Raw genomic sequence first — 26838 nt, 5'->3', positions numbered from 1 at the left:
TCACCTTCCTTTATTCCCAAGGAAACTCAAAAATAAGATAAGAGCAGGGTTTGAGTTGCCGGTATATTAAGGCTCTCGATGTTCCTGTTATTGATTCAATACGAATATGTTAAATGTAAATATTACCCTTTTACTCTTATTTTCCCAATATTACCTTATATTTAGAGCTCAATTTTAACTATTCGGAAATTGTGCTTCAGATTTTTTAGAAAGATGGCAGAAGCGGTTCCCGGTATTAGAAAAAGAAATGAAGTATAAGCTGATTCTTAAGATTTAGAAGTAGGATTAGCGGTTGAAAAATCTAAAAACTTAGTCATGAATAGAAGAAATCTCCTGAAGGTATTGGGAATATCAGCTGTAGGGCTTGCTACCGTACCACTTTGGATGGATTCCTGGAACACAGATAGTCTGCCTGATGAATTCGATGAGATAGATGAAGATCAGAAAAAGATGCTTACCGGGATGGTCGATACCATAATCCCTGCCACAGATACACCCGGCGCGAGAGAGTTGGGAGTAGATAAATTTATACTTACCATGGTTGGTGATTGTTTTAGTGAAAAGGTGCAAAAACAGTTTATGGCCGGCTTTCAGGAGCTTAACGAAGCATCAGGAGAGGCTTACGATAAGGATTTTATGGAACTTTCCAGCGCACAGCGGGAAGAGGTTTTGGCAGACATGTTAAAAGCTGAAAAACCTGAAGGAGAAATGAATTTTGTAGCATTTGTAAAAGGCCTTACCGTGGGCGGTTACATGAGTTCTGAATATGTAATGAAGAACCTGTTGCATTATGAGCAGGTACCTTCGCGGTGGAACGGTAGCTTCCCGGTAGAACAATCTATTTATCATAACGCATAGAAATGGCAAATTTTAATATTGACAGTAAAGAAGAAAGAACCTTTGACGCAATTGTAATTGGTTCGGGAATGAGTGGAGGATGGGCAGCAAAGGAGCTGACGGAAAAAGGCCTGCGCACCCTTGTACTTGAGAGGGGTAGAAATGTAAGGCACGTTATAGATTATCCAACTACAAACATGCGCCCATGGGAATTTGAACACCGCGGCAGGATGCCGCTGGAGGTGCAGGAGGAAAATCCTGTGGTGAGCCGGTGTTATGCTTTTAGGGAAGATGCCGCCCATTTTTTTGTTAAAGATAATGAGCATCCTTACGTTCAGGAAAAACCATTTGACTGGATTAGAGGTTATCAGGTTGGGGGGAAATCCTTGTTATGGGCGCGACAGGTACAGCGCTGGAGCGATTTTGATTTTGAAGGGCCTGCCAGGGACGGTTTTGCAGTAGACTGGCCTATACGTTATAAAGATCTTGCGCCATGGTATAGTTATGTTGAAAAATTTGCCGGGATATCGGGTAACAGGGATGGTCTAGAGGAATTACCGGATGGGGAGTTTCTTCCTCCTTTTGAACTTACCAAAGTAGAAAAGTATTTTCAGCAGAAAGTAGCCGAGAAATATGATGACCGGCATGTTATTGTAGCCCGTTGTGCTCATCTTTCCGAACAGAAACAAATTCATAAGGAGCAGGGAAGGGTGCAGTGCCAAAACCGGGTGCTATGCCAGCGCGGTTGCCCATTTGGAGGTTATTTCAGCAGTAATTCCTCTACAATTCCATGGGCGGAGAAAACTGGAAATATGACCCTACGGCCAGATTCTGTGGTGGAATCGCTTATATATGATGATGAAAAAGAGAAGGTGACGGGCGTGCGGGTAATTGATGCCAATACGAAAGAAGCGACAGATTATTTTGCGAAGATCATTTTTGTGAATGCCGCCGCTGCAAACACTAATCTTATTCTGCTGAATTCAAAGTCTAAGCGTTTTCCAAATGGCCTTGGTAATGATAATGGCCTTATGGGCAAATATTTTGCATTCCATAATTACCGTGCAAGGGTGCAGGCAGATTATAACGGCTTCCTGGATTTTACAACAGATGGAAAAAGGCCAACCAGCGGCTATATCCCGCGTTTCAGGAATGTGCGGGAACAGCAAACAGATTTCCTGAGAGGCTATGCTTCAGGCGTGGGGGCTTATCGTAATGAAATAAGAAATGAAGATGGCATTGGTGTAAACCTCAAAGAAAACCTTTCAGATTTAAAATTAGGGAACTGGACTATTGGTAGCCACATGATGGGCGAGACCATTCCGAAGGAAACAAACCTGGTAAGCCTTGATAATAAAAATGATGAATGGGGCATGCCTAAGCTACAATTTGACGTTTCTTATGATGATAATGATGAAAAAATGATCAAGGATTATTTTGAGCAGATTACAGAAATGTTTGAAAGTGCTGGGTTTACCAATATCCAAACTCACGATTCACACCAGGCTCCGGGGCTTGATATCCATGAAATGGGTGGAGTGCGTATGGGAAAAGATCCAAAAACCTCACTTTTGAATGAATGGAACCAGTTGCACGCCTGTAAAAATGTTTTTGTGACCGATGGGGCCTGTATGACTTCCACGGGAACTCAAAACCCATCCCTTACTTACATGGCACTTACAGCAAGAGCTGCAGATTATGCTGTAAAAGAGATGAAAAAGGGAAACCTGTAGCAGGAATAATTTTTTTAAAGAATTTCTTTCAGTTAAAGAATCCGGTAAAGATTTTGCCGGATTTTTTATGCGCTAAAATTTAGTCGCCTTGTCGGCAATAAGCCTAAGAAATTTTATCTTTGGAGAGATGGAAAAGCCTGCTTTGGAAGTACAGCTGCAAACCCTGCCGAACAGCCCGGGAGTGTACCAGTATTATGATAAAAACGGAAAGATTTTATATGTTGGGAAGGCCAAGAACCTGAAGAAAAGGGTTACTTCCTATTTTACCAAACGCCATGACAGCCACAGGATAGGCGTAATGGTTAAGAAAATTCATGAGATAAAACACATCGTGGTAGCTTCGGAAACCGATGCGCTCCTCCTGGAAAACAACCTTATAAAAAAACATCAGCCGCGGTTTAACGTGATGCTGAAGGACGATAAAACCTATCCCTGGATCTGTATCAAGAATGAACGTTTTCCCCGCGTGTTCCCAACACGGAAATTGATAAAAGATGGTAGTGAGTATTATGGGCCATTTACCAGTTTTAAAACGGTAAATACGCTGCTGGACCTCATAAAAGGCCTCTATAAATTAAGGACCTGCAATTACGATCTTGCTGAAGATAAGATCCGGCAGGGAAAGTATAAGGTTTGCCTGGAATATCACCTGGGAAATTGTGAAGGCCCCTGTGAGGCCAAACAGGCTGAAGAGGATTACAACCGGAACATTGAGGCCATAAGGCAGATTGTAAAGGGGAATTTCAAAGATTCTTTGCAGCAGTTCAGGAACCAGATGAAGCGGCATGCTGAAAATATGGAATTTGAAGACGCGCAGCGCATAAAGGATAAAATCACTGTGCTGGAGAATTACCAGTCTAAATCTACCGTGGTAAACCCTAAAATCAACAATGTGGATGTTTTTTCCATCACTAGTGACGAGGGTTACGGGTATGTGAATTTTCTTCAGATTTCCCATGGAGCCATCATCAGGTCGCACACCATTGAAATGAAAAAGAAACTGGACGAAACAGACCAGGAGCTGCTGGAACTGGCAATTCCTGAAATACGGCAGCGTTTCAGCTCAAATTCGAAAGAAATTTACCTTCCTTTTAAAATAGAGTTTGCCGAAGATGTGAAGGTTACGGTGCCTAAGCTGGGGGATAAGAAGAAAATCGTGGAGTTGTCCCTTAGAAATGCCAAATATTACCGGCAGGAGCGGTTTAAACAGATGAAGATTGTGGACCCGGACCGCCACGTGAACCGTGTAATGGCGCAAATGAAGGAAGACCTGCGCTTAAGCGTGGAACCCCGGCATATCGAATGTTTTGATAATTCCAATATTCAGGGCACCAACCCTGTAGCTGCCTGCGTGGTTTTTAAAAACGGAAAACCCAGCAAAAAGGATTATCGTAAGTTTAATATTAAAACCGTTGAAGGCCCCAACGATTTCGCTTCTATGGAAGAAGTGGTTTTCAGGCGTTACCGAAGGCTTCTAAATGAAGGGGAAGAACTGCCGCAGCTTATAATTGTAGATGGCGGGAAAGGACAGCTTTCTTCCGGGGTAAAAGCTTTGGAAACACTGGGGCTTCGCGGAAAAATTGCCATTATAGGCATAGCGAAAAGGCTTGAAGAAATATTTTACCCGGGAGATAGTATTCCGCTGTATCTTGACAAGAAATCGGAAAGCCTGAAGATTATCCAGCAGTTGAGGAACGAAGCGCACCGGTTTGGAATTACCTTTCATCGTAACAAAAGGAGCAAAACGGCGTTAAATACAGAGCTGGAGTCTATTGCCGGGATTGGGGAAAAAACCGTGGTAGAGCTGTTAAAGCACTTCCGCTCGGTTAAAAGAGTGAAAGAGGCTTCAAAGGAAAGTTTAAGTGAGGTGGTTGGAGCTTCGAAAGCGGGCATTATCTATAATCATTATAAGAGCGAAACATGAGAAAAAACCTGGTCATTTTTTTCTGCTTTATTTACCTCCTGGGTTTTTCTCAGCAGAAAGATGATCCAAAGGTTGGGCTTGTGTTAAGCGGCGGGGGGGCAAAAGGTTTAGCGCATATTGGGGTGCTGAAGGTATTGGAAGAAGCCGGCGTGCGTATAGACTATATTGGCGGGAGCAGTATGGGCGCCATAATTGGTGGTTTATATGCTTCGGGATATACTGCACACGAGCTGGATTCCATTTTTCATGAAACCAACTTTAATATTCTTATCCAGGACGACCTTCCGCGCAGCGCAAAAACCTTTTACGAAAAAGAAGATACCGAGAAATATGCCATTAGCCTGCCTTTTAATAATTTTAAGATAGGCTTTCCGTCGGGGCTTTCCAAAGGCCAGAATATTTACAACCTCATGTCCCGTCTCACCATGCATGTGAGCAATGTGGATGATTTTAGCAATCTTCCCATTCCTTTTTTTTGTGTTGCTGCCGATATTGAAACTGGCGAAGAAGTAATTCTTGATGAAGGCTCGCTGGCGAAGGCGGTTTCAGCCAGTGGCGCCATTCCTTCCTTGTTCAGCCCGGTAAATATTGATGGCCAGATGCTTACCGATGGCGGGGTGGCCAATAATTACCCGGTAGAAGAGCTAAAGAGAAGAGGTGCAGAAATAATTATTGGGGTAGACGTTCAGGACAGCCTTATAGACAGGGAAAACCTGCGCAGTGCATTTGATATTCTTACCCAGATTGGGAATTTCAGGACTATTAGTGAGATGAAGGAAAAAATTCCGCAGACCGATATCTATATTAAGCCCGATATTTCTAATTTTTCAGTACTGTCTTTTGGTGCAGGTGAGGCGATAATAGATTCGGGGAAAGTGGCGGCAAAAAGAAATTATGCGCAGTTGCTGAAGCTGGCGTCCCGGCAGGCCGAGCCTCCTGTAAAGCAAAGGAAGAAAAGCAGGGATAGCATACAAATTACCAGCTTAAAGGTAGAGGGCAACAATACCTATCCGCGTTCCTACATTATGGGAAAATTAAAGCTGAAGTACGATACCAGGTTTACTTTTAACGATTTGAATTTGGGGGTGAACAACCTTTCTGCCACGGGGAATTTTAACAGGATAAGCTATACGCTTGTGCCTAACGAGGGGCGGGAAGATTATACCATGAACATGCAGATTGAAGAGAACCAGAACAAGACTTTTCTGCAGCTCGCCTTGCATTACGACGAGCTTTATGAAACCGGCGCGCTGATAAACCTTACTCGTAAAAGCCTTTTTTTAACCAACGATGTAGCGTCCCTGGATGTGGTGGTGGGAGACCAGTTTAGGTATTATTTCGACTATTATATAGATAAAGGTTACTACTGGAGCATTGGCCTCAAATCCAGGTATAGCAATTTTGATAAAGCGATTTCTTTCGATTTTGCTAATGAAAACGCGGGCTTGCAGGGAATTGGAGTGAACAATCTGGATATAGATTACCGGGACCTTACCAATCAATTTTATGTAGAAACGCTGTTCCAGCAGGTTTTTTCCTTCGGAATGGGGGCAGAACATAAGTATTTAAAAGTTACCCCGGAATCTTTTCTGGATGAAGAAGGAAATGTGGTGAACCGTGTTTTTGAAGATAACAATTACTTTAGCGCCTTCGGGTATTTGAAATATGATTCTTACGATAATAAGTACTTTCCCCGAAACGGAATATATTTTGACGGCGATTTTCATCTTTATCTGTTTTCTTCAAATCCCGATTTCGCCGAATTTTCCATAGCCAAGGGAAAACTGGGCTATGCCTTTACACCCCTGCCAAGATTTTCCACCCGCATTACCACCGAGACAGGCTTTAAAATTGGGAACGACAATGTAAATACCCTCGATTTCTTTTTAGGAGGCTACGGCAACAACCCCATAAATAACATTATTCCATTTTTCGGGTACGATTTTATAAGCCTTTCCGGAGACAGTTATATTAAGGCGATGCTGGAGATGGATTATGAAATCTTCAGAAAAAACCACCTTATTGCCGGGGCCAATATTGCCAATGTAGACAATAAACTCTACAGCTCGGGCAACTGGTTGTCCCTGCCCGATTATACCGGTTATGCGCTAGGTTATGGTTTGGAGACTTTCCTGGGACCGCTGGAGGTTAAATATTCCTATTCTCCTGAAGCCCGGCAAAGCCATTGGTTCTTTAGTCTTGGATTTTGGTTTTAGAATGAGTTTTTAGCAATTGAATTTAATCCTGTTTTAAGAATGTTTCAATAAAAATTAGCGATATTTGTTTTAATCGGAATTTCAGCTGTAAAAATCAGCAATACCTGATATTTTTCTAAAGCTGAGCTGCCCACTAAAATTCAGCATTATGCCTTTTTATCACAAACTGGGAAAAATACCTCATAAAAGACATACCATTTTTAAAAAGCCAGATGGCAGCCTTTATTATGAACAGCTTTTCGGAACTATAGGTTTTGACGGGATGTCTTCCAATCTTTATCATGAGCACCGGCCAACACAGGTGAAGGAAATTAAGGGAAGTTATGATGCGAGGCCCAAAATAGCCAATAGTAACAACCTCCAGTCTTACCGTTTCAGGGGTTTCCAGGTGGTGCCTGCACCAGATTACCTGGAGAGCCGGAAGGTGGTGCTTACCAACAGCGATGTGGATATCGCCCTGGCCTCACCGCAGGAATCAACTAAAGATTACTTCTATAAAAATTCTGATGCAGATGAATTGTTGTTTATTCATAAAGGAAGCGGAAAGCTGAGGACACACCTGGGAAACCTGGATTTTAAGTACGGGGATTATCTTTTAATTCCCCGGGGCACCATTTATAAACTCGATTTTGACGATGAGGACAACCGCCTGTTTATTGTAGAATCCCGCCGGCCAATTTATACTCCAAAAAAATACAGGAACTGGTTTGGACAGTTGCTGGAGCATTCTCCTTTTTGCGAACGGGATTTACGCCAGCCGTATGAGCTGGAAACCAATGATGAAAAAGGTGAATTTCTGATCAAGATTAAAAAGCAGGGAGAAATTTTTGATATGGTTTATGCCACCCATCCTTTTGATGTGGTGGGTTACGACGGGTATAACTATCCTTACGCCTTTTCGATCCATGATTTTGAGCCTATTACAGGGCGAATTCATCAGCCGCCGCCAGTGCACCAGACCTTTGAGACCGATGCTTTTGTGGTGTGTAGTTTTTGCCCGCGCAAATACGATTATCATCCGGAAAGTATTCCGGCGCCATACAGCCACAGCAATATAGACAGCGATGAGGTTTTATATTATGTAGATGGCGATTTTATGAGCCGTAACGACATTGAAGCCGGGCATATTTCTTTGCATCCCGCGGGAATTCCGCACGGGCCGCATCCCGGAGCGGTAGAGCGCAGCATCGGGCAGGTGGAAACCGAAGAACTCGCTGTAATGGTAGACACTTTTAAACCGCTTATGATCACCGAGGAAGCCATGAAAATTGCCGATGATTCTTACTATAAATCCTGGCTAGACGGGAATCATTAATTAAAATATAAATAAAAAATAATTATGACTACAGATAACACCTCTTTAAAACTAAAAAAAGAAGTTCCGCAGGCAGAGGATTTTCTGCCCATCCTCGGGACAGATTTTGTTGAATTGTATGTTGGCAATGCCAAGCAGGCCGCATATTATTACCAGCACGCCTGGGGCTTCCAGCCGGTGGCTTATTCCGGCCTGGAAACCGGCAGGAAAGATCGGGTTTCTTATGTGCTTCAGCAGGGTAAGATACGGATTGTACTTACTTCACCCATGCAGCCAAAAGGAGAGATCAATGAACATATAGACAAACATGGGGATGGCGTGAAAGCCGTGGCGCTATGGGTGGACGATGCCCGTAAAAGTTACCAGGAAACCACCTCCAGGGGGGCGAAATCTTATGTGGAGCCTTATGTGCTGGAAGATGAGCATGGCTCTGTGGTAATTTCAGGAATACATACCTATGGCGAAACCATTCATCTTTTTGTGGAAAGGAGTAATTATACCGGCGCGTTCATGCCGGGATACAGGGCTTATGCTCCGCTGGCGAAATCTGCCGAAACCGGTTTAAAATATATTGACCATATGGTGGGCAACGTGGGCTGGAATGAGATGAACAAATGGTGTGAATTTTACGCCAAAGTAATGGGCTTTGCGCAAATGGTTTCTTTTGACGATAAGGATATTTCTACGGAATATACCGCCCTTATGAGCAAGGTGATGAGCAACGGGAATGGCAGGATTAAGTTCCCCATTAACGAGCCTGCTGAAGGAAAGAAGAAATCACAAATAGAGGAATATATAGATTTCTATAATGGCGCAGGTGTGCAGCATATCGCCCTGGCTACAGATAATATTATAGATACGGTTACAAAATTACGAGATCGCGGAGTGGAATTTCTTCATGTGCCGGAAACCTATTACGAAGATGTGCTGGACCGTGTCGGGGAAATAGACGAAGAACTGGAGCCACTAAAAGAACTTGGAGTGTTGGTAGACCGGGATGATGAAGGTTATTTACTTCAGATCTTTACAAAACCAGTTTTGGACCGTCCCACCATGTTTTTTGAAATCATTCAGCGAAAAGGAGCCCAATCTTTTGGAAAAGGAAACTTTAAAGCGCTTTTTGAAGCTATTGAACGGGAACAGGATTTGCGTGGAACGCTGCAATAAAGCTAAAAAAATATTGAATCCTAAACTAAAACTAAAAAATTATAGCTAAAATGAATTATTTTGGTTAAAGTCTGATTTTGTGTTGTCTATGTTGTACAATCATCGGATTTTTGCACTCGCATTTTTGGAGTGGTTACCATTAAATGTAATTTTTTTTCATAATTTAAGTTTTAGTTGGTTAATAAGTCAAAAAGCCTCATCATTAATTTGATGGGGCTTTCTGTTTTAATACATTTGGAACAGTAATTGTAAAACTTTCGTTAATACATGAAAAACCTCCCTTTTGAGGGGCCTCAAAATATCAGTATGAGAAGAATTATTGCAATTGCCTTTTTGATTTCTGTTTTTAATTCCGTTGGTTCATTCGCCCAGAAACCAGCTTATGAAGCAGGTGAGTGGTTTAAATTCCGCATACATTACGGCCCTTTTAATGCCAGTTATGCTACTCTGGAAGTTAACGAGGCAAGGCTTCAGGGAGAGCCGGTGTACCATGTAAAAGGCAGGGGCAAATCCACTGGGATGCTTCATTGGTTCTTCAAGGTAGATGATGATTACCAGACCTATATAGACCGGGAATCCGGAATGCCTTATAAATTCATCAGGAAAATAGACGAGGGTGGCTATACGAAAGATCTGGAAATAGATTTTGATCAAAGCCGCAACAAGGCGTATGTTCATGATAAAAAACATGGGCAAAAAGAGGTTTATTCTACTGAAGAAAATGTGCACGATATGTTATCGGCATTTTATTATATTCGCAACAAAATTAATGCAGATCAATTGCAGCCGGGAGATGATATGCATTTGAACCTTTTTATTGATGATGAGAACATGAATTTCAAGCTGAGGTTCCTTGGCCGGGAAGTCATCAAAACCAAATTTGGCAAGGTTGCAAGTTTGAAATTCCGTCCCTTTGTAATGGCGGGAAGAGTGTTTAAGGAAAAGGAAAGCCTTACTTTTTGGGTGAGTGATGATGCTAATAAAATCCCTCTCAAGATAGAGGCAGATCTTGCAGTAGGTTCCCTGGATGCAGATCTTGAGGAGTATAAAGGGCTCAGGAATCCTTTTCCTATAATTATGGATTAGAAATCCGGTATGGAGATAAAGCCCCACATTGCTGAACGCATCCTCAGGCTAGAGGAGAAATTTAAAAATTCCGGACAGGACCTGGGCTCTTATCTGGATGGGCTGCTTTATGACAGATATTTGTCCTATTGGGACTATATAAGCCTGGACACTTTACTGAGCCTGCAAAAAACCAGCACCCATTTCCCGGATGAAAAAATCTTTATCACTTACCACCAGATCACGGAGCTTTATTTTAAACTCATTATACATGAGCAGAAGCAAATTATAGAAAATGAAAGCCTTACGGCTTCTTTTTTTATTGAAAAGCTTGTGCGTTTAAATCGCTATTTCAGGATACTAATTGATTCTTTTGACGTTATGATTAAAGGAATGGAGAGGGAGCAATTCCTGAAATTCCGGATGGCTTTATTGCCAGCCAGCGGTTTTCAGTCAGCGCAGTTCAGGATGATCGAGCTATATGCCACTCCTCTGGAAAACCTTGTTCAGCATGAAATAAGAGAAGATTTTTCAGAAGAAAACACTCTGGAAGAACTTTTTGAAGAGGTCTACTGGAAAAGAGGAGGGATTGACCTGGAAACGGGAGAAAAAACTTTAACCCTTAAGCAGTTTGAAGAAAGGTACACGCCCCGCTTTATGAGAATTGCAAAGGAGGTTAAAGGAAAAACGATGTTTCATAAATACAAAGAACTTCCGCAGGGAGAAAAAATGAATGAGAAACTCAGGGATGCGTTGCGGCAGTTTGATGTAAATGTAAATGTAAACTGGTTATTAATGCACATGGGGGCAGCTTTTCGCTACCTTAATAAGGAAGGGGGAGCAATTGCTGCCACAGGTGGGACAAACTGGAAAAAGTTTCTTCCACCGGGATTTCAAAAAATAACTTTCTTCCCCACGCTCTGGAGTGAGGAGGAGTTTAACGACTGGGGCAAACAATGGGTAAACCACATGTTTAACAGCGAAAAATAAAAAGTAAAATTGAAAAAGTTAAATTTTTTAATCCTCATCATGTTGGCTTTTGTGGCTTGTAATGATGATAATTCTGTAGAAAACATTCAGGAAGTGGCAGAGGTAAAACCAGCGCCGAAAGTGAAAAAGTACGGTTTTGTATTGGATGATTTTGAAGTTGTAGAAGACACCATCAGGCCGGGGGACAGTTTTGGAAACCTTCTTGGGGAAGAAGGAGTAGGCCTGGCGAAGGTTTATGAAATTTCCGAAAAGGTAAAAGACACCTTTAACCCTGCGCGTATAGTGGCCGGTAAAAAATATATGATTCTTAAAGCGAAAGATTCTGCCTTTACGCCCCAGTATTTTATCTATGAAGACAATAAAATAGATTATACGGTAGTGGGAATTGGAGATGAAGTTACGGCTTATAAAAAGAAGCGCCCGGTTTCCATCAAAAAACGTGAGGTTTCAGGAGTGATTACCTCTTCCCTTTCTGAAGCTATGCAGGACCAGGGTTTAAGCAATATGCTGGTTTATGAATTATCTAATATTTACCAGTGGAGTATCGATTTTTTCCGCCTTCAAAAAGGAGACCAGTTTAAGATGGTTTATAATGAAAAATATATTGATGATACCATTTTCGCCGGAGTGGAAAGCGTGGAAGCTGCGGTTTTTAAACATTCAGACAAGCCTTATTACGCGTTTGAGTACGAAACGGACAGCATTACAGGCAAGGCCAGTTATTATGATGAAGAAGCCAAAGCGCTGCAAAGTTTCTTTTTAAAGGCTCCCCTGGATTATAGCCGCATTTCTTCCAGGTACAGTAAAAGAAGATATCATCCCGTGCAAAAACGCTGGAAAGCCCACCTGGGAACCGATTATGCTGCAGCTAGGGGAACTCCTATTGTAAGTACTGCAGATGGGGTGGTGATTGCCTCCAGTTATACTTCAGGGAATGGGAATTATGTAAAAGTGAGGCATAATAATAAGTATACCACTCAATATTTACACATGTCCAAAAGGAATGTTAGGAATGGCCAGGCGGTAAAGCAAGGCGATGTGATTGGATTTGTTGGAAGCACCGGCCTTGCCACGGGGCCCCATGTTTGTTATCGTTTTTGGGTAAATGGAAGACAGGTGGATCCTTATCGCCAGAATTTACCCACCGCCAAACATATAGAAGACGCGCAAAAAGAAGAATATTATGCATTTATTGAGCCTTTGCGCAAGGAGCTTGATGAAATTCCTTATAAACACATTTAAGATTATTTTTTCCTTTAGTTGAAAAAAATGTGGTAATTTCTTTAGGACGTGTAACCTTAAAAATTGAAAACATCAGATGAAAAATATAAAACCAACCAAAACTGAAGCCTGGAAAAAACTTAAAGAACATTACCAGGAAGTGGAGCAATTACAGATGAAAGACCTTTTTGCTGAAGATGGGCAGCGAGCTTCAGATTTTGCAATTGAATGGGAAGATTTTTATCTCGATTACAGCAAAAACCGCATTACCCCTAAAACCAAAGAGTTGCTTCTGCAACTTGCTGAAGAGTGCAGCCTTAAAGAAGCGATGGATTCTTATTTTGGTGGGGAAGCTATAAATAAAACCGAAGGAAGGCCTGTGTTGCATACCGCTTTAAGAGCAGGGAAAAGCGAAGATATAAAGGTAGATGGCCAGAATGTTTTGCCTGAAGTAGAGGAGGTGAAATCAAAAATTAAGTCCTTTTCCAGTGAAGTGATTGAAGGCAGCCGCAAGGGCTACACCGGGAGTGGATTTACCGATGTTGTAAATATAGGAATAGGAGGCTCAGATCTTGGGCCGGTTATGGTAACGGAATCATTAAAGTTTTATCAGAATCATTTAAATGTACATTTTGTTTCCAATGTAGACGGAGACCATGTGCACGAAACCATTAAGGATCTTAATCCGGAGACTACGCTGTTTATAATAGTATCTAAATCCTTCACCACCCAGGAAACCCTTTCTAATTCTACTACCATTAGGAGCTGGTTTTTAAGATCGGCGCCGGAGGAAGCTGTTTCAAAACATTTTGTGGCGGTTTCCAGCAATGTGGAAAAAGTGAAGGAATTTGGTATAGATCCTGAAAATATATTCCCCATGTGGGACTGGGTTGGTGGCCGCTTTTCACTTTGGAGCGCGGTGGGCCTTTCCATTAGCCTGGCGGTTGGATATTCTAATTTTGAGGCTTTGCTGAAAGGCGCCAGAAAAATGGACGAGCATTTCAAAAATTCAGATTTTAGTGAAAACATACCCGTGCAGCTTGCCCTTATAAGCATTTGGTACAATAATTTCTTTGGAGCCGAAAGTGAGGCGATTATTCCTTATACGCAATATCTGCACAGGTTGCCTGCTTATCTGCAACAGGCAATTATGGAAAGCAACGGTAAAAGTGTGGACCGTAATGGGGAAAAAGTAGATTGTCAAACCGGGACCATTATCTGGGGAGAGCCTGGAACAAATTCCCAGCATGCTTTCTTTCAGCTTATCCATCAGGGGACTAAACTAATTCCTGCGGATTTTATTGGATTTAAAAATTCCCTTTTCCACGATACGGACCATCATAATAAGCTGATGGCAAATTTCTTTGCGCAAACCGAAGCTTTGCTTCAGGGAAAAACTGAAGGAGAGGTGCGGGAAGAGCTTCAGCAAAAATCACTTTCAGAAGAAAAAATAAAAGAGATCCTGCCTTTTAAGGTTTTTGATGGAAACAAGCCCACCAATACCATTTTAATAGATAAGCTTACGCCTGAAAGCCTTGGGAAACTTGTTGCCATGTATGAGCATAAGATTTTTATTCAGGGAGTTATCTGGAATATTTTTAGCTATGACCAGTGGGGTGTGGAATTAGGAAAACAATTAGCTTCCAAAATCCTTAAGGAAATTGAAAATAACGCGGTCCAAAATCACGATTCTTCTACAAAAAACCTCCTAAATTTCTTTATTAAATAATTTTTCATTGTTTGTTGAAAAGCTGTTGATATACATAAATATCATATAGCCAGGGATTTGAAAAAATGCAGTAGTTTTGCGGCGCGGCAGATGTTAAAGTTAAAAATCTTAACGTTTGGTTAAACTTAGATGTTGGGCTTTTAGCTTCTTTTGCCGTGAATTTTCTAATCAAAAACAAACAAAGAAAAAAATGAGGAAATTATTAGCATTAGCGCTGTTTCTAACATCTGCTACAATTTTTGCTCAAGGGACTCTTACCGGTACGGTGATTGATTCCGAAACAGATGGTCCGTTACCAGGTGCCACAGTAATGGTAGTTGGAACAACCAGAGGTACCAACACAGATTTTGATGGTAACTTCTCTCTTAATGTTCGGCAGAACACGGGAACCCTTAGAGTTAGCTTTATAGGCTATAAAACTAAAGAAGTTCCATTCACAATTGCGGATGGAGGAACTGAAGATTTAGGGGATATCATTCTTGTGGCTGATGATAACGCTTTAAGCGAAATTGTGGTTACAAGTTATTCACTTGCTATAGATCGTAAAACCCCTGTGGCTGTTTCTACAATTAAAGCGGAAGAAATTGAAACTAAGCTTGGAAACCAGGAATTTCCAGAAATTTTAAATTCTACTCCCAGTGTTTATGTAACCAAAGGCGGAGGTGGTTTTGGAGATGCTCAAATGAGGATGCGTGGCTTTAGTTCTGATAATATCGCTGTAATGATTAACGGGGTTCCGGTAAATGATATGGAAAACGGAGCTGTTTATTGGAGTAACTGGGCTGGTCTATCAGATGTTACCAGAACCATGCAGGTGCAAAGAGGGCTTGGTGCTGCTAAGGTAGCTGTTCCTTCCATTGGAGGTACCGTTAACATTGTAACCAAAACTACCGATGCTGAGAAAGGTGGTAACGTAATGGCTTCAACAGGTAATGATGGTTACCAGAAGTTTGGTGCTACTGTTTCTACAGGTTTGATGGATAATGGATGGGCTGCGACAGTTTCTGCTTCAAAAACATCTGGAGAAAGATTTGCCGATGGATTACAATTTGAAGGATATAACTATTTCTTGAGTGTCGCAAAAAAAATAAATGAAGACCATGAACTTTCATTTACAATGTTTGGTGCTCCTCAGCGCCATGGGCAAAGAGAAACCCAGTATACTATAGAAGATTACGAGAGAAGTGATAGGGGGATTAAATTTAATGGTGACTGGGGATACTTAAATGGCCAGGTAGTCAACATTCAGGATAACTATTATCATAAGCCGCAAATTTCATTAAACCACTATTGGAATATAAGTGATAATACCGAACTTTCAACATCTGCCTATGTTTCTTTTGGAACTGGTGGTGGTGGTGGATATGCCGGTGATGCTAACTTAAGAAGTGTAAACTCATCTTATAGAAGTGCACCTTATGAGCCAATAAATCTAGACCTTGTTGTTGCTGAAAATGTGGCGAATGGAATTGATGGCTCGGGAACAATATTTTATAACTCGGTAAATAACCATAACTGGTACGGAATTTTATCTACACTTTCTACTAGGATTACTGACGATATAGAACTGATGACTGGTTTGGATTTACGTTATTACAAAGGAGAGCATTACCAGGAAGTAAAAGATCTTTTGGGAGGCCAGTATTGGGCAGACGATAGTAATGCAAATGATCCTACTTATTTAGCCCGTACCGGGGATAAGATTAATTATTACAATGATGGTATTGTGCTGTGGCAAGGAGTTTTTGCACAGGCAGAATATTCTAAAGACGATTTCTCTGCATTTTTAGCATTGTCCGGATCTAATACTTCCAATAAAAGAATAGATTATTTTACCTATGAAGATTCCGATCCTATGCAGGAGACTGATTTTGAAAATTTTCTTGGTTTTATGGCTAAAGGTGGTGCTAATTACAATATTACCGATAATCATAATGTTTTTGCCAATATCGGCTATTTTGAAAGAGCCCCGGATTTTGATGCGGTATTCCCAAACAATGAAAACATTGTAAATCCCGACGCTGTAAACGAAAAGATTTTTAGTATAGAAGCTGGTTATGGATTTAGAAGTCCAAATTTAAGGGTGGATCTTAACCTTTACAGAACACAATGGCTGGATAAAACCCAGGTACAATCTATAGTAGTGGTGCCAGAGGACCCGAATGAAGAAGAACAACAGTATTTTGGAAACCTTTTGGGAGTTGATGCCCTTCACCAGGGAGTTGAACTGGAATTTGAATACAGGCCATGGGAGATTTTAACTATAGATGGGATGTTTTCTTATGGAGATTGGAGATGGAGCAACGATGTGTTGGATGTACAGTTCTTTGATGAAAATCAAGACCCGATTGAAGAAGTGGATTTATTTATAGAGGACACTCCTGTTGGTAATCAGCCTCAAACCTCAATGGCATTGGGTGTAAATGCAGAAGTTTTGCCAAGAACTTTTCTTCGTGGAAACTTTAATTATTTTTCAAGAATGTATGCCCAGTACGATCCATCTTCAAGAAACGATGAGGATATTGAATTTACCGATCCATGGGAAGTGCCAGATTACGGTATTTTTGATGTAGGTTTAACACATAATTTCTCTTTTGGTGCTTTTGATGCCACTATTAATGCAAACGTATTTAACCTGTTAGATACTCAGTATATTTCTGATGCCACTGATGGTACCAGAAGAGTAGAATATGTGGATGCTAATGGTCAGGACAGGGTAAGGTTGGTTTCAAATGCGCAGAATGCTTCCGTATATTATGGTTTTGGACGTACATATACAGTAGGAATGAAGATTAACTTCTAAAAAAAATAAAAATGAAAAAAGTATATTTAATATTCGCTTTACTAGGAACTGCTTTGTTTTCCTGCGAGCCTATGGATGATCTCCAGGCAGAGGCAAATGAAGTAATCGATAACACTTTAACTGCTGGAGAAGCAAGTTATACCTTAGCTGAAGAGGATTATGAGGCTGTAGGGATCGATGCTACCGAAGGTTTCAACAGTTATGAACAGGCACAAACATTAGTTCCGGATGTATTGAATAATGCATTTCCTGTTTATCAAAATGGAACTTCTATAATTACCTCATTTAATGTCTATGATCCAATTGTACCCACTGAATATTCAGTTACAGAAGAAGATTACGCCGCTGTAGAGAATGAAGTGGGATACTTTGTCTCAACCTCAAAAGTACAAGATTTTCTTGAGTACAAATTTGAAGGTGCTGAAAATGGGGATATTGTGGAACTTACCTATAATGCAGTAGCTAATGAAATTACTTTTGACATTAGCGCAGAAGATTTTGATCTTATAGAAGAGGAGTTAGGTGACACTTACCCTGATGCTGCTTCAAGTGCTGCTAATTACAGCAATTTTGACCGGAGGGAAGGTACTGATGCTTACTGGAGTAATGATATGATTCTGGAAGCTATTAATGTTGTTCTTTTGGAAAACCTCGAAAATGTTGAAGGCCAACCTTACAATGTAAGTTATGCTATTTTTGATGGCAGCGCTGGGACAGAAAGTATGACAGTTGAATTTAATGGTAATAAATATGTTCCTGCCGCTGGAGTTACCTCCTACGAAATAACTGATGCAGACTTCGACTTAATTGGTGAAAGATTTGCGGATGAGTATCCTGAACCAGCTTCAAGTGCTGCAAATTATAACAATTTCGATATTAGAAATGGGAATCCAGCGTATTGGAATGAAGTTATGATTCTTGAAGCGTTAAATGTAGTATTATCTGAAAATTTTGAAGATGCAGAGGAAGGCGCCATGTTCGAGGTAAGTTATGCTACTTATAGTGGTTCATCTGGTACCGGTATGATTTCCGTTATAAAGGAGGGAGATGAATACATTATAAATACTAATCCTGTTCCTGTAGCAACGGTTGAAACTACAAACGTTTTTGCATATACCGGAGATTCCTGGAACATGCCTATAACTTTAACTTCTGAGAATTATACCGAAATGGGCCAGTCGGAGCCTATCTTTGATGATGAGGAAGAAGCTTTATATAAAATTGGAATTTACCTTGGAAGACTCTATCCATATGCTTTAAGTGGTAGTTCGGCAGTGGTGGCATATAATTTGGATAGTGAGGAAAGTATAAGATATACTTTATTTACATTGCAGGATGGGGAATGGTTAGGTGTTCCTCAAGTAATAGAAGCTACACTACAATTTGCAAAAACGGATGGTGTTTGGGTTCCGGATAATACTATAAAATATTCTTTGACAGGATCAGATTATGGAACTATAGCTGCTGCGTTGGAAGATGAGTACCCAGATCCTGTGAGCAGTATGGAAAATTATAGTAATTTTGACAGAAGGAACGGTAATGCCGCCTACTGGAGTGATGAAATGCTTGAGGAAGCGATGATAATTCTGCTTAATTCAATAGCGCCTAATGCAGAAGTTGGTCAAAAGTATGAGATCACTTACGATGTTTATAATGGAAGTAATATAACCGAAACTATTACTCTAATTAAAAACGATGCGGGTAATTGGGTTAGGTTTGTAGAGGATTAAAATTAATAAATAGTATATAGTTATAGTTTTAGCCTCTTACCTTTTAATTTTAAGGTAAGAGGCTAAATGCTTTAAAATAATTAAGTATGAAGAACAGATTTGTAAATTTATTTTTGCTGATTTTTATAGCCAATTTCCTTAATTCTTGTAGTGGTGACGATTCGGTTACCGGTGGCGAACAATCAGATAAGGAAAATGAGACATTAAATGCAGTTGATGATGAACTTTCAGCGAAGGAAGGGATGCCGCTCATTTTAGACGCGTTGCTTGATAATGATGCATTGGTGGGAAACGCAAGGATTTTTTCTTTTGATTCAGATACCAGTGAAGGTGGAACGGTTGAAGATAACAGGGACGAAACCTATACTTATACGCCTCCAGAAGGTTTCCAGGGAGATGATACTTTTACCTATACTATCTGTATTCCTGGGAATGCAGATGTTTGTTCCACAGCTACAGTAACAATTATAGTAGGGGATGCAGGAGAACCGATTGCGGTTGATGATACTTATGAAACTGATGAAGATAAGGTTTTAACTATAAAAAATTATATGAGTAATGATGATGCAATTGATAATGCAACTATTTCAGAAGTAAATACAGAGGGTACAAACGCATCAGTTGTTATAGAAGATAATGGAGATTTAATCTACAGCCCTGCTGAAGGTTTTTCAGGAGAAGATAGCTTTACTTATACCATTTGTGACGATGATGAAACTCCTAATTGCTCTACAGCTACCATTATGGTTACTGTTCAGGATACTGGATCTCCAACAGCAGAAGATGATAACGCAGTGATGGATGCCTCGAAATCTGAAAGGACTTTTAGTAACCTGTTAAATAATGATGATCTTCTTGATGATGCCACAATCTCTTCAGTAGACGGAGCTCAAAGCCAGGGCACTGTAGTTCTTAATGAAGATGGAACGGTTACCTACCGTCCCGCTTCCGGTTTTACAGGGGAAGATACTTTTGCTTATACTATTTGTGACGACGATGCCGAAGCGACCTGTTCTACCGCAACAGTTACTGTTTCCGTCATTGAAGCGATAAGCTTTAATATTCCATCAGAACTGGAAGATTATTATGAGGATATGGTATTCTCTGCAGATGCAGATCTTACCTATCAGTCCCTTTCTCAGTTTACAAATGAAATGCATACTACACAGCTGTCTTATACAGACAGGCATGATTATTTGTATGATGCCGATGCCGATCCAGATAATCCGGATAATGTGATTTTAATGTATTCTGGAGAAAGCAGGCCAGATGATGAATTTCAAACCCAGGAACCTCCAGGAGAAGGAGAAACTTTTAATACTGAACATATCTATCCTCAGTCTAAGCTCAATTATGAGATAGCTGAAAACGATCTACACCATATGAGGGTAGCCGATATTGAATTAAATTCCGAAAGGTTAAATTATCCTTACACAGATGGCAGTGGTAGCTATAAGTTAGTAGATGGCAATAAATGGTTCCCGGGAGATGACTGGCGTGGCGATGTGGCCCGTATGGTTATGTATATAAATCTTAGTTATGGCGACTCTTTTGATGAAGTAGGCTCTCTTGATCTTTTCCTTGAATGGAACAGGGAAGATCCGGTTTCTGCTTTCGAGATTCAGCGAAATAATGTGATTGAAGGTGCACAGGGCAACAGGAATCCTTTTATTGATAATCCTTATCTTGCAACCCTTATATGGGGTGGACAGGCAGCAGAAAACCGTTGGGAATAAATTCCCCAGCTGTTTGGAATTCTAAAATTCTTTTTTGCTTATAAATCAAGCCCCGGCCACCGGGGCTTTTTTATTTTATTAGGTATATTTACCGGAAAAACTATCTCATGTACGCTACCATTCAGTTTATACATTCTTATTGGGCTTATTTAGTACTAATTGTGCTCCTTGTTGCTACTTTTAACGCCATTATCGGTTTTGCAAGTAATAAGGAATATGGCGCAACAAATTTTAGAATTGCCCTGTTTACACTTATCGTTTCGCACATTCAGCTGCTGATAGGAATTCTATTATATTTTACTGCTCCATATTTTAGGATGTGGGCAGAAGAAGGAATGGGAGGTATTATGGCCGATGATACTTTGCGTTTGTACAACGTAGAACACCCGTTAATGATGCTTATAGCCATTATACTCATTACTATTGGATACTCCAAACACAAGAAAAAGCTTACCTCCAGGCCTAAATTTAAAATCCTGGCTATTTTTTACACCCTGGCTTTATTGGTTATATTGACCCGAATTCCTTGGGCCGCCTGGTTTTAAATTCCCATCCCCGACCCTTCTCCAGAAGGGCAGGGAGCTAAAAAATTGGCGGAATGCTGCCAGAGAGACTGGGTCATCCTCCCCCTTCGGGGGAGTTAGAGGGGGATAGGGATCTTATCAAATAGACAAAAACAGGAAAATGATCGCTGTAGCCGCCGGTATAGCCACTGTAACCATAACTGCGGAATGGATAACCTTTGTATTGCCCGTTCGGGGTGATAAGATATTCTTTATTGAAAATTCCGGCTTTATAAAAATTAAAGCTGCTGAAATCATCGTCCGTTAAAGCCTGGGACAAAATGATCTGGTCAAATAAATTCCAGCTGTCGCGGTAGGCTAAAGTTCCATGGCCTTCCTTCAGCATTTTTTCCATTGGGTTATACAATTCCTGAAATTGTAGGTTTTCCTTCGATGCCTTTGTCTGTAATACTTTTTTAAAGCTTTTGTTGGTTGGGTCATCATTAAAATCGCCCATGCTGATAATTTTAGCGTAAGGATCTACCTGATAAAGAGAATCAATAATCTGTTTATTCAGAAAAGCCGCTTTTTCCCGCCGGTAACTACTTTTTGCCTCGCCGCCGCTTCGGGATGGCCAGTGATTTACGATAAAGTGTGTTTCTTCTCCATTCAGCAGCCCGCTTACCACCAGCTGGTCTCGTGTATAAATACGCTTGGAAGGATCTTCGGCTTCATAAAGCATTAACCTTCGGGATTGGGAATTCAGCGGAGTGAAAATCGACCTTCTATAAAGCAGCCCCACATCCACTCCGCGGCTGTCCGGCGAGTCATAATGAATAATTCCATAGTCTTTCGAAGAGAGGTTAGGATGACTTACCAGGGCTTCCAGTACCTCAAGGTTTTCGATTTCACAAATTCCAATAATTGCCGGGGAACTTCCTGTAACTTCCGCGCCTATTTCAGAAAGTACCTTGCTTATATTGGCAATTTTATCGCGGTACTTTTCCTCAGTCCAAAAATCCTTTCCGGTAGGCGTGCGGTCATCATCAAAAGTCAATGGATCATTTTCGGTATCAAATAAATTTTCAACATTATAGAATGCCACGGTCAAAATTTTGTAAGATCTGTTTTCCTGTCCCCGGGCTATTTCAACCGAAAAAAAGTTGGCAATGATCAAAATACCCAGGAAATATGGACTTTTATGCTTTTTCATTTAGTAAGAAAAATAGTGCTTTTAAGTTGTTGAAAGTATGAAAGTTATATGAAATAATTATTTATATTCGTTCGCTTTTTATGCATGAATGGGAAAAAATATAATTCTGATTCTGCTGCTTAATTGGTTTCCCTACATTTCAACTTCGCAGTCAGCTTCAATAGAAGGTAGTGTGGCAGATAGCTACACGCTGGAAGCTTTAAATTTAATAAATGTTTTAATTGAAGGTACTTTTCTGGAAACAGAAACTGATGCCGCAGGTCATTTTATTTTTAATTCTGAAGAACTTCCCCTGGGAAACCAGGTGCTGGTTTTTACAAAATCCGGTTACGAGATTCAGCGTATTCCAATAGTGATTGAGAATGCTCCTAAAAACCTGGACCTCATTTTACTTATTCCCAATTTTACTGAGGAGCAGCGGCAAATAAGCACCATAAGCCTTTCAGATAATGAATTGAATGAAGAGGAGGGAAGTTATGATAATCTTGCCGGTCTATTACAGGCCTCCCGAGATGTTTTTCTGAATGCAGCGGCTTTTGACTTTAGCGCCACCTTTTTCCGGCCCAGGGGCTTCGATAGTGAGCAGGGAAAATTGCTTATTAATGGCATTGAAATGAACAAGATTTTCAATGGCCGGCCACAATGGAGTAACTGGGGCGGACTAAATGATGTGCAGCGTTCGCAGATATTTTCTATGGGCAGCTCCCCTTCCGAAGTAAGTTTTGGCGGCCCCGCCGGCACCACCAATATTATTATGCGGGCTTCAGAATATGGCGAAGGCGGCAGGATTTCTTACGCTGCTTCGAACAGGAGCTATACCGGCAGGATAATGGGAACCTACAATTCCGGCGAATTGCCAAAAAACTGGTGGTATTCAGTTTCGGTTTCCAGAAGGTTTGCTGAAGAAGGCTATACGGATGGGACTGTTTACGATGCTAATTCCATTTTTCTTGCGGTGGAAAAGAGGTTGAATTCAAATCACGCTCTCAATTTCACCGCTTTTTATACTCCGAATCTTCGCGGGAAATCTTCCGCAAATACAGAAGAAGTCTTTGAACTGAAGGGTCGCCGCTATAATTCCTTCTGGGGCTACCAGAATGGCAAAATCCGTAATTCCAGGATTAGGGAAATTAAAGAACCTGTTTTTATGCTTAATCATTTTTGGCAGGTTTCAGAAAAAGTTCAGCTTAACAATAACCTGTCCTACCAGTTTGGCAGCGTGGGCAATTCCAGGATTGACTTTGGCGGGACTAATCTAGCCGTTTTAAATGGCCAGGAAAGTTACATTGGCGGTGGAGCAAATCCAGATCCTGCCTATTATCAAAAGTTGCCTGGTTATTTTCTACGTTTTGATGATAATGCCAATTACGAGTCGGCTTATCGCGCCCGTGAAGATTTTATTGAAAATGGGCAAATTGACTGGCCGGCTTTATACGCGGCAAATTTAGGTTCTGCTGCTACTGGAGGGAATGCTATTTATGTTATTGCTGAAGATCGTAATGATGACCAAACCCTTACTGCTAATTCTATTCTTACGGCACGGCTTAGGGAAAATATTGAGCTTAATGCAAAGGCTAGCTATACTTCTTTGAAAAGCGAAAATTACGCGGCGGTTAAAGATCTTTTAGGTGGAACAGGTTATCTGGACATCGACTTTTTCGCGGAAGGAACTTCCGCATTTTCTGAAGCAGATGCCGCTCAAAGTGACCTTCAGAATAGGAATAATATTGTGGAGGAAGGAGACCGGTTTAAATATAACTATGACTTAAATGCGGAAATAGCTGAAGCTTTTGCGCAAATTCAGTTTAAATTCAATCGGGCCGACTTCTTTATTGCCTCAAATATTTCTCAAACCGCTTATCAGCGTAACGGACTTTTTCAAAATGGGACATATCCGGAAAACTCTTTAGATAAAAGTGAAGCCTTGAATTTCACCAATTTCGGCTTCAAAGCCGGCGGCACTTACAAATTCTCCGGGAAACATCTTTTTAGTCTAAATTCGGCTTACTTCACAAAAGCACCAAATCTGCGGAATTCCTTCTCTAATTCCCGGCAGAACAATGAAGTTGTGGAAGGCCTGGAAAGCGAACAATTACAATTTGCCGATTTAAGTTACCGCTTTCGTTCACCAAAACTCAACCTGCGCCTTACCGGCTATTATGCTGAAATTCTTGATGCCACCGAAATCTCCTTTTATTATGCGGACGGACTTTCCGGCCTGGGAAGAACCGGAACCACAGCATTTGTTCAGGAAGTCTTGACCGGAATAGACAAACAACACTTGGGAGTGGAATTTGGCGCTGAAAGTCAGCTGACTTCCACAATTAAACTCAAAACAGCAGCTGCAGTCGGGCAATATATTTATTCAAATAACCCTAATCTTTACCTCACTTCCAGCAGTTTTCAGGATGCTGTGGATTATGGGGAATCCTATTTGAAGAATTACAGGATTGCCGGTGGCCCGCAACGTGCGGCGCAAATAGGCTTTGAATACCGCGATCCGGATTACTGGTGGTTTGGGACTACAGTGAATTTCTTCTCTCATGGCTTTGCAGATGTAAGTCCGTTAAGCAGAACGGCAAATTTCAGGACAGATTCTGATGGTTTGGCTATTTTAAATTATGATGAACAGCTGGCGCGGCAGATGTTGAAGCAGGAACAATTTGATGATTATATGCTGGTAAATGCGATTGGCGGCAAATCCTGGCGGATCAAAGATTATTACCTGGGATTTTTCTGTAGCCTGAATAATATTTTTGATGTATTGTACAAAACCGGAGGTTTTGAGCAATCCCGTAATGCCAATTTTTTAAGCCTGAAGGAAGATTATGAACGGGACCAGCCGCTGTTTGGTTCCCGCTACTGGTATGGTAACGGCAGTACGTATTATATGAACTTTTATATACGGTTTTAAACGTCCTGCAAGGTTTCCAAAACCTTGTAGGTATAAGTAGAAAGGGAATATTTCTGCATGAGGTTCAATACCTACAAGGTCGCAAAGACCTTGCAGGAAAGTACCTGGAATTTGAATTTAAATGATGAGATTATGGAAGACAGTAAATTAATGTCGGTCAATTATATATTTAAATATGGAAAGGTCTTATCTCCTGCAAGGTTTCCAAAACCTTATAGGTATTAAGAGGAGGTGCAAAACTTGTCTCGCGATCTTCCGGGCACCTATTTGGGCTATCAACCGGGATGTTAATAATTAAACAATTTACAGGCTTTATTATGAAAACAATTTTACATAAAACGCTCTTTGGAAGCATGGCAGCAATAATCCTGCTTTTTACTTCCTGCGTAAAAACCGACGATTTTGATCTGCCTGAAATTGAGGAAAGCGAGGTGTTGGTAGATGGGAACCTCACCAGCATTTCCGCAGTAAAGGGAAATTTCAATCTTGAAACAGGGAAAATTTATACTTTTCAGGATACTGATATCTATTTTGAAGCCTACGTGGTTTCCAGTGATGAAGGCGGAAATTTTTATAAAGAGCTGGTGCTGCAGGATAAACCGGAAAATCCCACTGCGGGAATTGTGATGTTGGTAGATGATAATTCCCTCCACGACAATTTCAACTTCGGAAGAAAAGTATTCGTGAAACCGGATGGCCTGAGTTTGTGGTATAACAATGGGGTGCTTCAGCTGGGGATTCAAAACAGGGGAGACGTGGTGGCCATTCCCAATTCTTTGATCGATAATCATCTTATCCGTTCTGAAATCACTGCGGAAATTGTTCCGCTTAAATTAGAGATTACCGACTTCAGTGAAAACTATAAAAATCTTTATGTGCAGGTGGATAATGTTCAGTTTAACCGAAACTTGGTGAGGGACGAGCATATTTTTTCTTTCGCATCAGAAAATATAGATGAATATGACGGTTTTCGGCAACTGGAAAGCTGTGAATCCGGAGCGACCACAATATTGGCTACGAGTACATTTGCCGATTTTAAATCTTTGCTGCTTCCGCAGGAATCGGGAAGTGTAAAGGCAGTTTTGAGCCGGGATTTCTACGATGATTTTTACGTACTGGTATTAAATTCTCCTCAGGATTTGAATTTTTCTGGTGAAAGATGCGATCCTGAATTCTTTAAATGTGGAGATCATCTGGCTGAAGGGCCGGAAGTGATCTTTAATGAAGATTTTACCGATGTTACTACATTAACCGCTTTGGCAAACCGTGGCTGGCGCAATGTTAACGTTAGCGGAGGCAGTGAAAAGTTCAAGCCGGGAACCAGGAATGGCAACCGCTATTTCAGGATTTCAGCATATAATACTACTGAAAACCTGCTGGAGGCGTGGCTGGTTACTCCTGGCATTAATCTGGACCAGAGCAGCGGAGAAGTTTTTTCAGCAGATGTTATGGCTTCTTTTGATAATGCTACGATACTTAATATTTATGTCAGCACTAGTTTTACTGGTAATCCTAAAACTACTGAATGGCAACTACTGGAAGCGAATATTCCAATGGGGCCGTCCAGCCAGAATGCTACGGCATTTACCAATACTAAAATCGATATTTCCTGCCTTGAAGGCACGGTCCATTTCGGTTTTCATTATCTTGGTGGAATTCCTGACAAGACCACCACTTATGATGTGGATAATGTGAGGGTGACCGGGTTTTCTCATTAGAATTGGTGCTTCTTGTACAGTTTA

Annotated in this window: 17 protein-coding genes; 16 read left to right on the top strand and 1 reads right to left on the bottom strand. The window is 41.0% G+C overall.

Going from position 1 to position 26838, the window contains the following annotated elements:
- Positions 1-315 precede the first annotated feature (315 nt).
- The 14 genes from RM553_RS04320 (at position 316) to RM553_RS04255 (ending at position 21011) form a co-directional block, all read left to right on the top strand.
- Complete coding sequence (locus RM553_RS04320) at positions 316-858, top strand: gluconate 2-dehydrogenase subunit 3 family protein (protein WP_311533723.1); 543 nt, start codon at positions 316-318, stop codon at positions 856-858.
- Between the two features lie 2 nt (positions 859-860).
- On the top strand, positions 861-2570 hold the full coding sequence (locus RM553_RS04315; protein ID WP_311533722.1) for a GMC oxidoreductase: 1710 nt from the start codon (positions 861-863) through the stop codon (positions 2568-2570).
- Positions 2571-2697: 127 nt separating this feature from the next.
- The gene (gene uvrC / locus RM553_RS04310; RefSeq protein WP_311533836.1) at positions 2698-4494 is read left to right on the top strand and encodes an excinuclease ABC subunit UvrC; all 1797 of its coding nucleotides are present in this window, start codon (positions 2698-2700) and stop codon (positions 4492-4494) included.
- Entirely contained in the window at positions 4491-6710 is a 2220-nt protein-coding gene (locus tag RM553_RS04305) for a patatin-like phospholipase family protein (RefSeq protein WP_311533721.1), read from the top strand. Before uvrC ends, RM553_RS04305 begins: the two co-directional genes overlap by 4 nt.
- A 148-nt stretch (positions 6711-6858) precedes the next feature.
- The gene (locus RM553_RS04300) at positions 6859-8025 is read left to right on the top strand and encodes a homogentisate 1,2-dioxygenase (RefSeq protein WP_311533720.1); all 1167 of its coding nucleotides are present in this window, start codon (positions 6859-6861) and stop codon (positions 8023-8025) included.
- Between the two features lie 24 nt (positions 8026-8049).
- Entirely contained in the window at positions 8050-9192 is a 1143-nt protein-coding gene (gene hppD / locus RM553_RS04295; protein WP_311533719.1) for a 4-hydroxyphenylpyruvate dioxygenase, read from the top strand.
- A gap of 306 nt (positions 9193-9498) precedes the next feature.
- On the top strand, positions 9499-10278 hold the full coding sequence (locus RM553_RS04290; RefSeq protein ID WP_311533718.1) for a DUF3108 domain-containing protein: 780 nt from the start codon (positions 9499-9501) through the stop codon (positions 10276-10278).
- A 9-nt stretch (positions 10279-10287) separates the two neighbouring features.
- Positions 10288-11247, top strand: a complete 960-nt coding sequence (locus RM553_RS04285; protein ID WP_311533717.1) for a tryptophan 2,3-dioxygenase family protein — start codon at positions 10288-10290, stop codon at positions 11245-11247.
- A 9-nt stretch (positions 11248-11256) separates the two neighbouring features.
- Positions 11257-12489, top strand: a complete 1233-nt coding sequence (locus RM553_RS04280; RefSeq protein WP_311533716.1) for a M23 family metallopeptidase — start codon at positions 11257-11259, stop codon at positions 12487-12489.
- A 76-nt stretch (positions 12490-12565) separates the two neighbouring features.
- Positions 12566-14197, top strand: coding sequence for a glucose-6-phosphate isomerase (pgi, locus tag RM553_RS04275; RefSeq protein WP_311533715.1), 1632 nt, complete (start codon positions 12566-12568; stop codon positions 14195-14197).
- Between the two features lie 190 nt (positions 14198-14387).
- Positions 14388-17000 (top strand): TonB-dependent receptor, encoded by a 2613-nt coding sequence (locus tag RM553_RS04270; RefSeq protein ID WP_311533714.1) that lies wholly within the window; start codon positions 14388-14390, stop codon positions 16998-17000.
- Positions 17001-17011: 11 nt separating this feature from the next.
- A complete protein-coding gene (locus tag RM553_RS04265) occupies positions 17012-18730 on the top strand; it encodes a nuclear transport factor 2 family protein (RefSeq protein WP_311533713.1) in 1719 nt (572 codons plus the stop codon).
- A gap of 86 nt (positions 18731-18816) precedes the next feature.
- A complete protein-coding gene (locus RM553_RS04260; RefSeq protein ID WP_311533712.1) occupies positions 18817-20466 on the top strand; it encodes an Ig-like domain-containing protein in 1650 nt (549 codons plus the stop codon).
- A 107-nt stretch (positions 20467-20573) separates the two neighbouring features.
- On the top strand, positions 20574-21011 hold the full coding sequence (locus tag RM553_RS04255; RefSeq protein WP_311533711.1) for a hypothetical protein: 438 nt from the start codon (positions 20574-20576) through the stop codon (positions 21009-21011).
- 73 nt (positions 21012-21084) lie between these two features.
- Here RM553_RS04255 and RM553_RS04250 read toward each other — a convergent pair whose 3' ends face one another.
- On the bottom strand, positions 21085-22182 hold the full coding sequence (locus tag RM553_RS04250) for an endonuclease/exonuclease/phosphatase family protein (RefSeq protein WP_311533710.1): 1098 nt from the start codon (positions 22180-22182) through the stop codon (positions 21085-21087).
- A 172-nt stretch (positions 22183-22354) separates the two neighbouring features.
- On the opposite strand from RM553_RS04250, the gene RM553_RS04245 reads away from it, so the two are divergent.
- Positions 22355-25096 carry a TonB-dependent receptor gene (locus RM553_RS04245; protein ID WP_311533709.1) on the top strand — a complete coding sequence of 914 codons (2742 nt, stop codon included), beginning with the start codon at positions 22355-22357 and terminating at the stop codon, positions 25094-25096.
- Positions 25097-25413: 317 nt separating this feature from the next.
- Positions 25414-26814: a DUF5689 domain-containing protein gene (locus RM553_RS04240; RefSeq protein WP_311533708.1), complete on the top strand. Its 1401-nt coding sequence runs from the start codon at positions 25414-25416 to the stop codon at positions 26812-26814.
- The last annotated feature ends 24 nt before the right edge of the window (positions 26815-26838 follow it).

Source organism: Autumnicola tepida (assembly GCF_031846485.1).
GTDB lineage: Bacteria > Bacteroidota > Bacteroidia > Flavobacteriales > Flavobacteriaceae > Autumnicola > Autumnicola tepida.
This window is presented reverse-complemented; position numbering and strand designations above follow the sequence as displayed.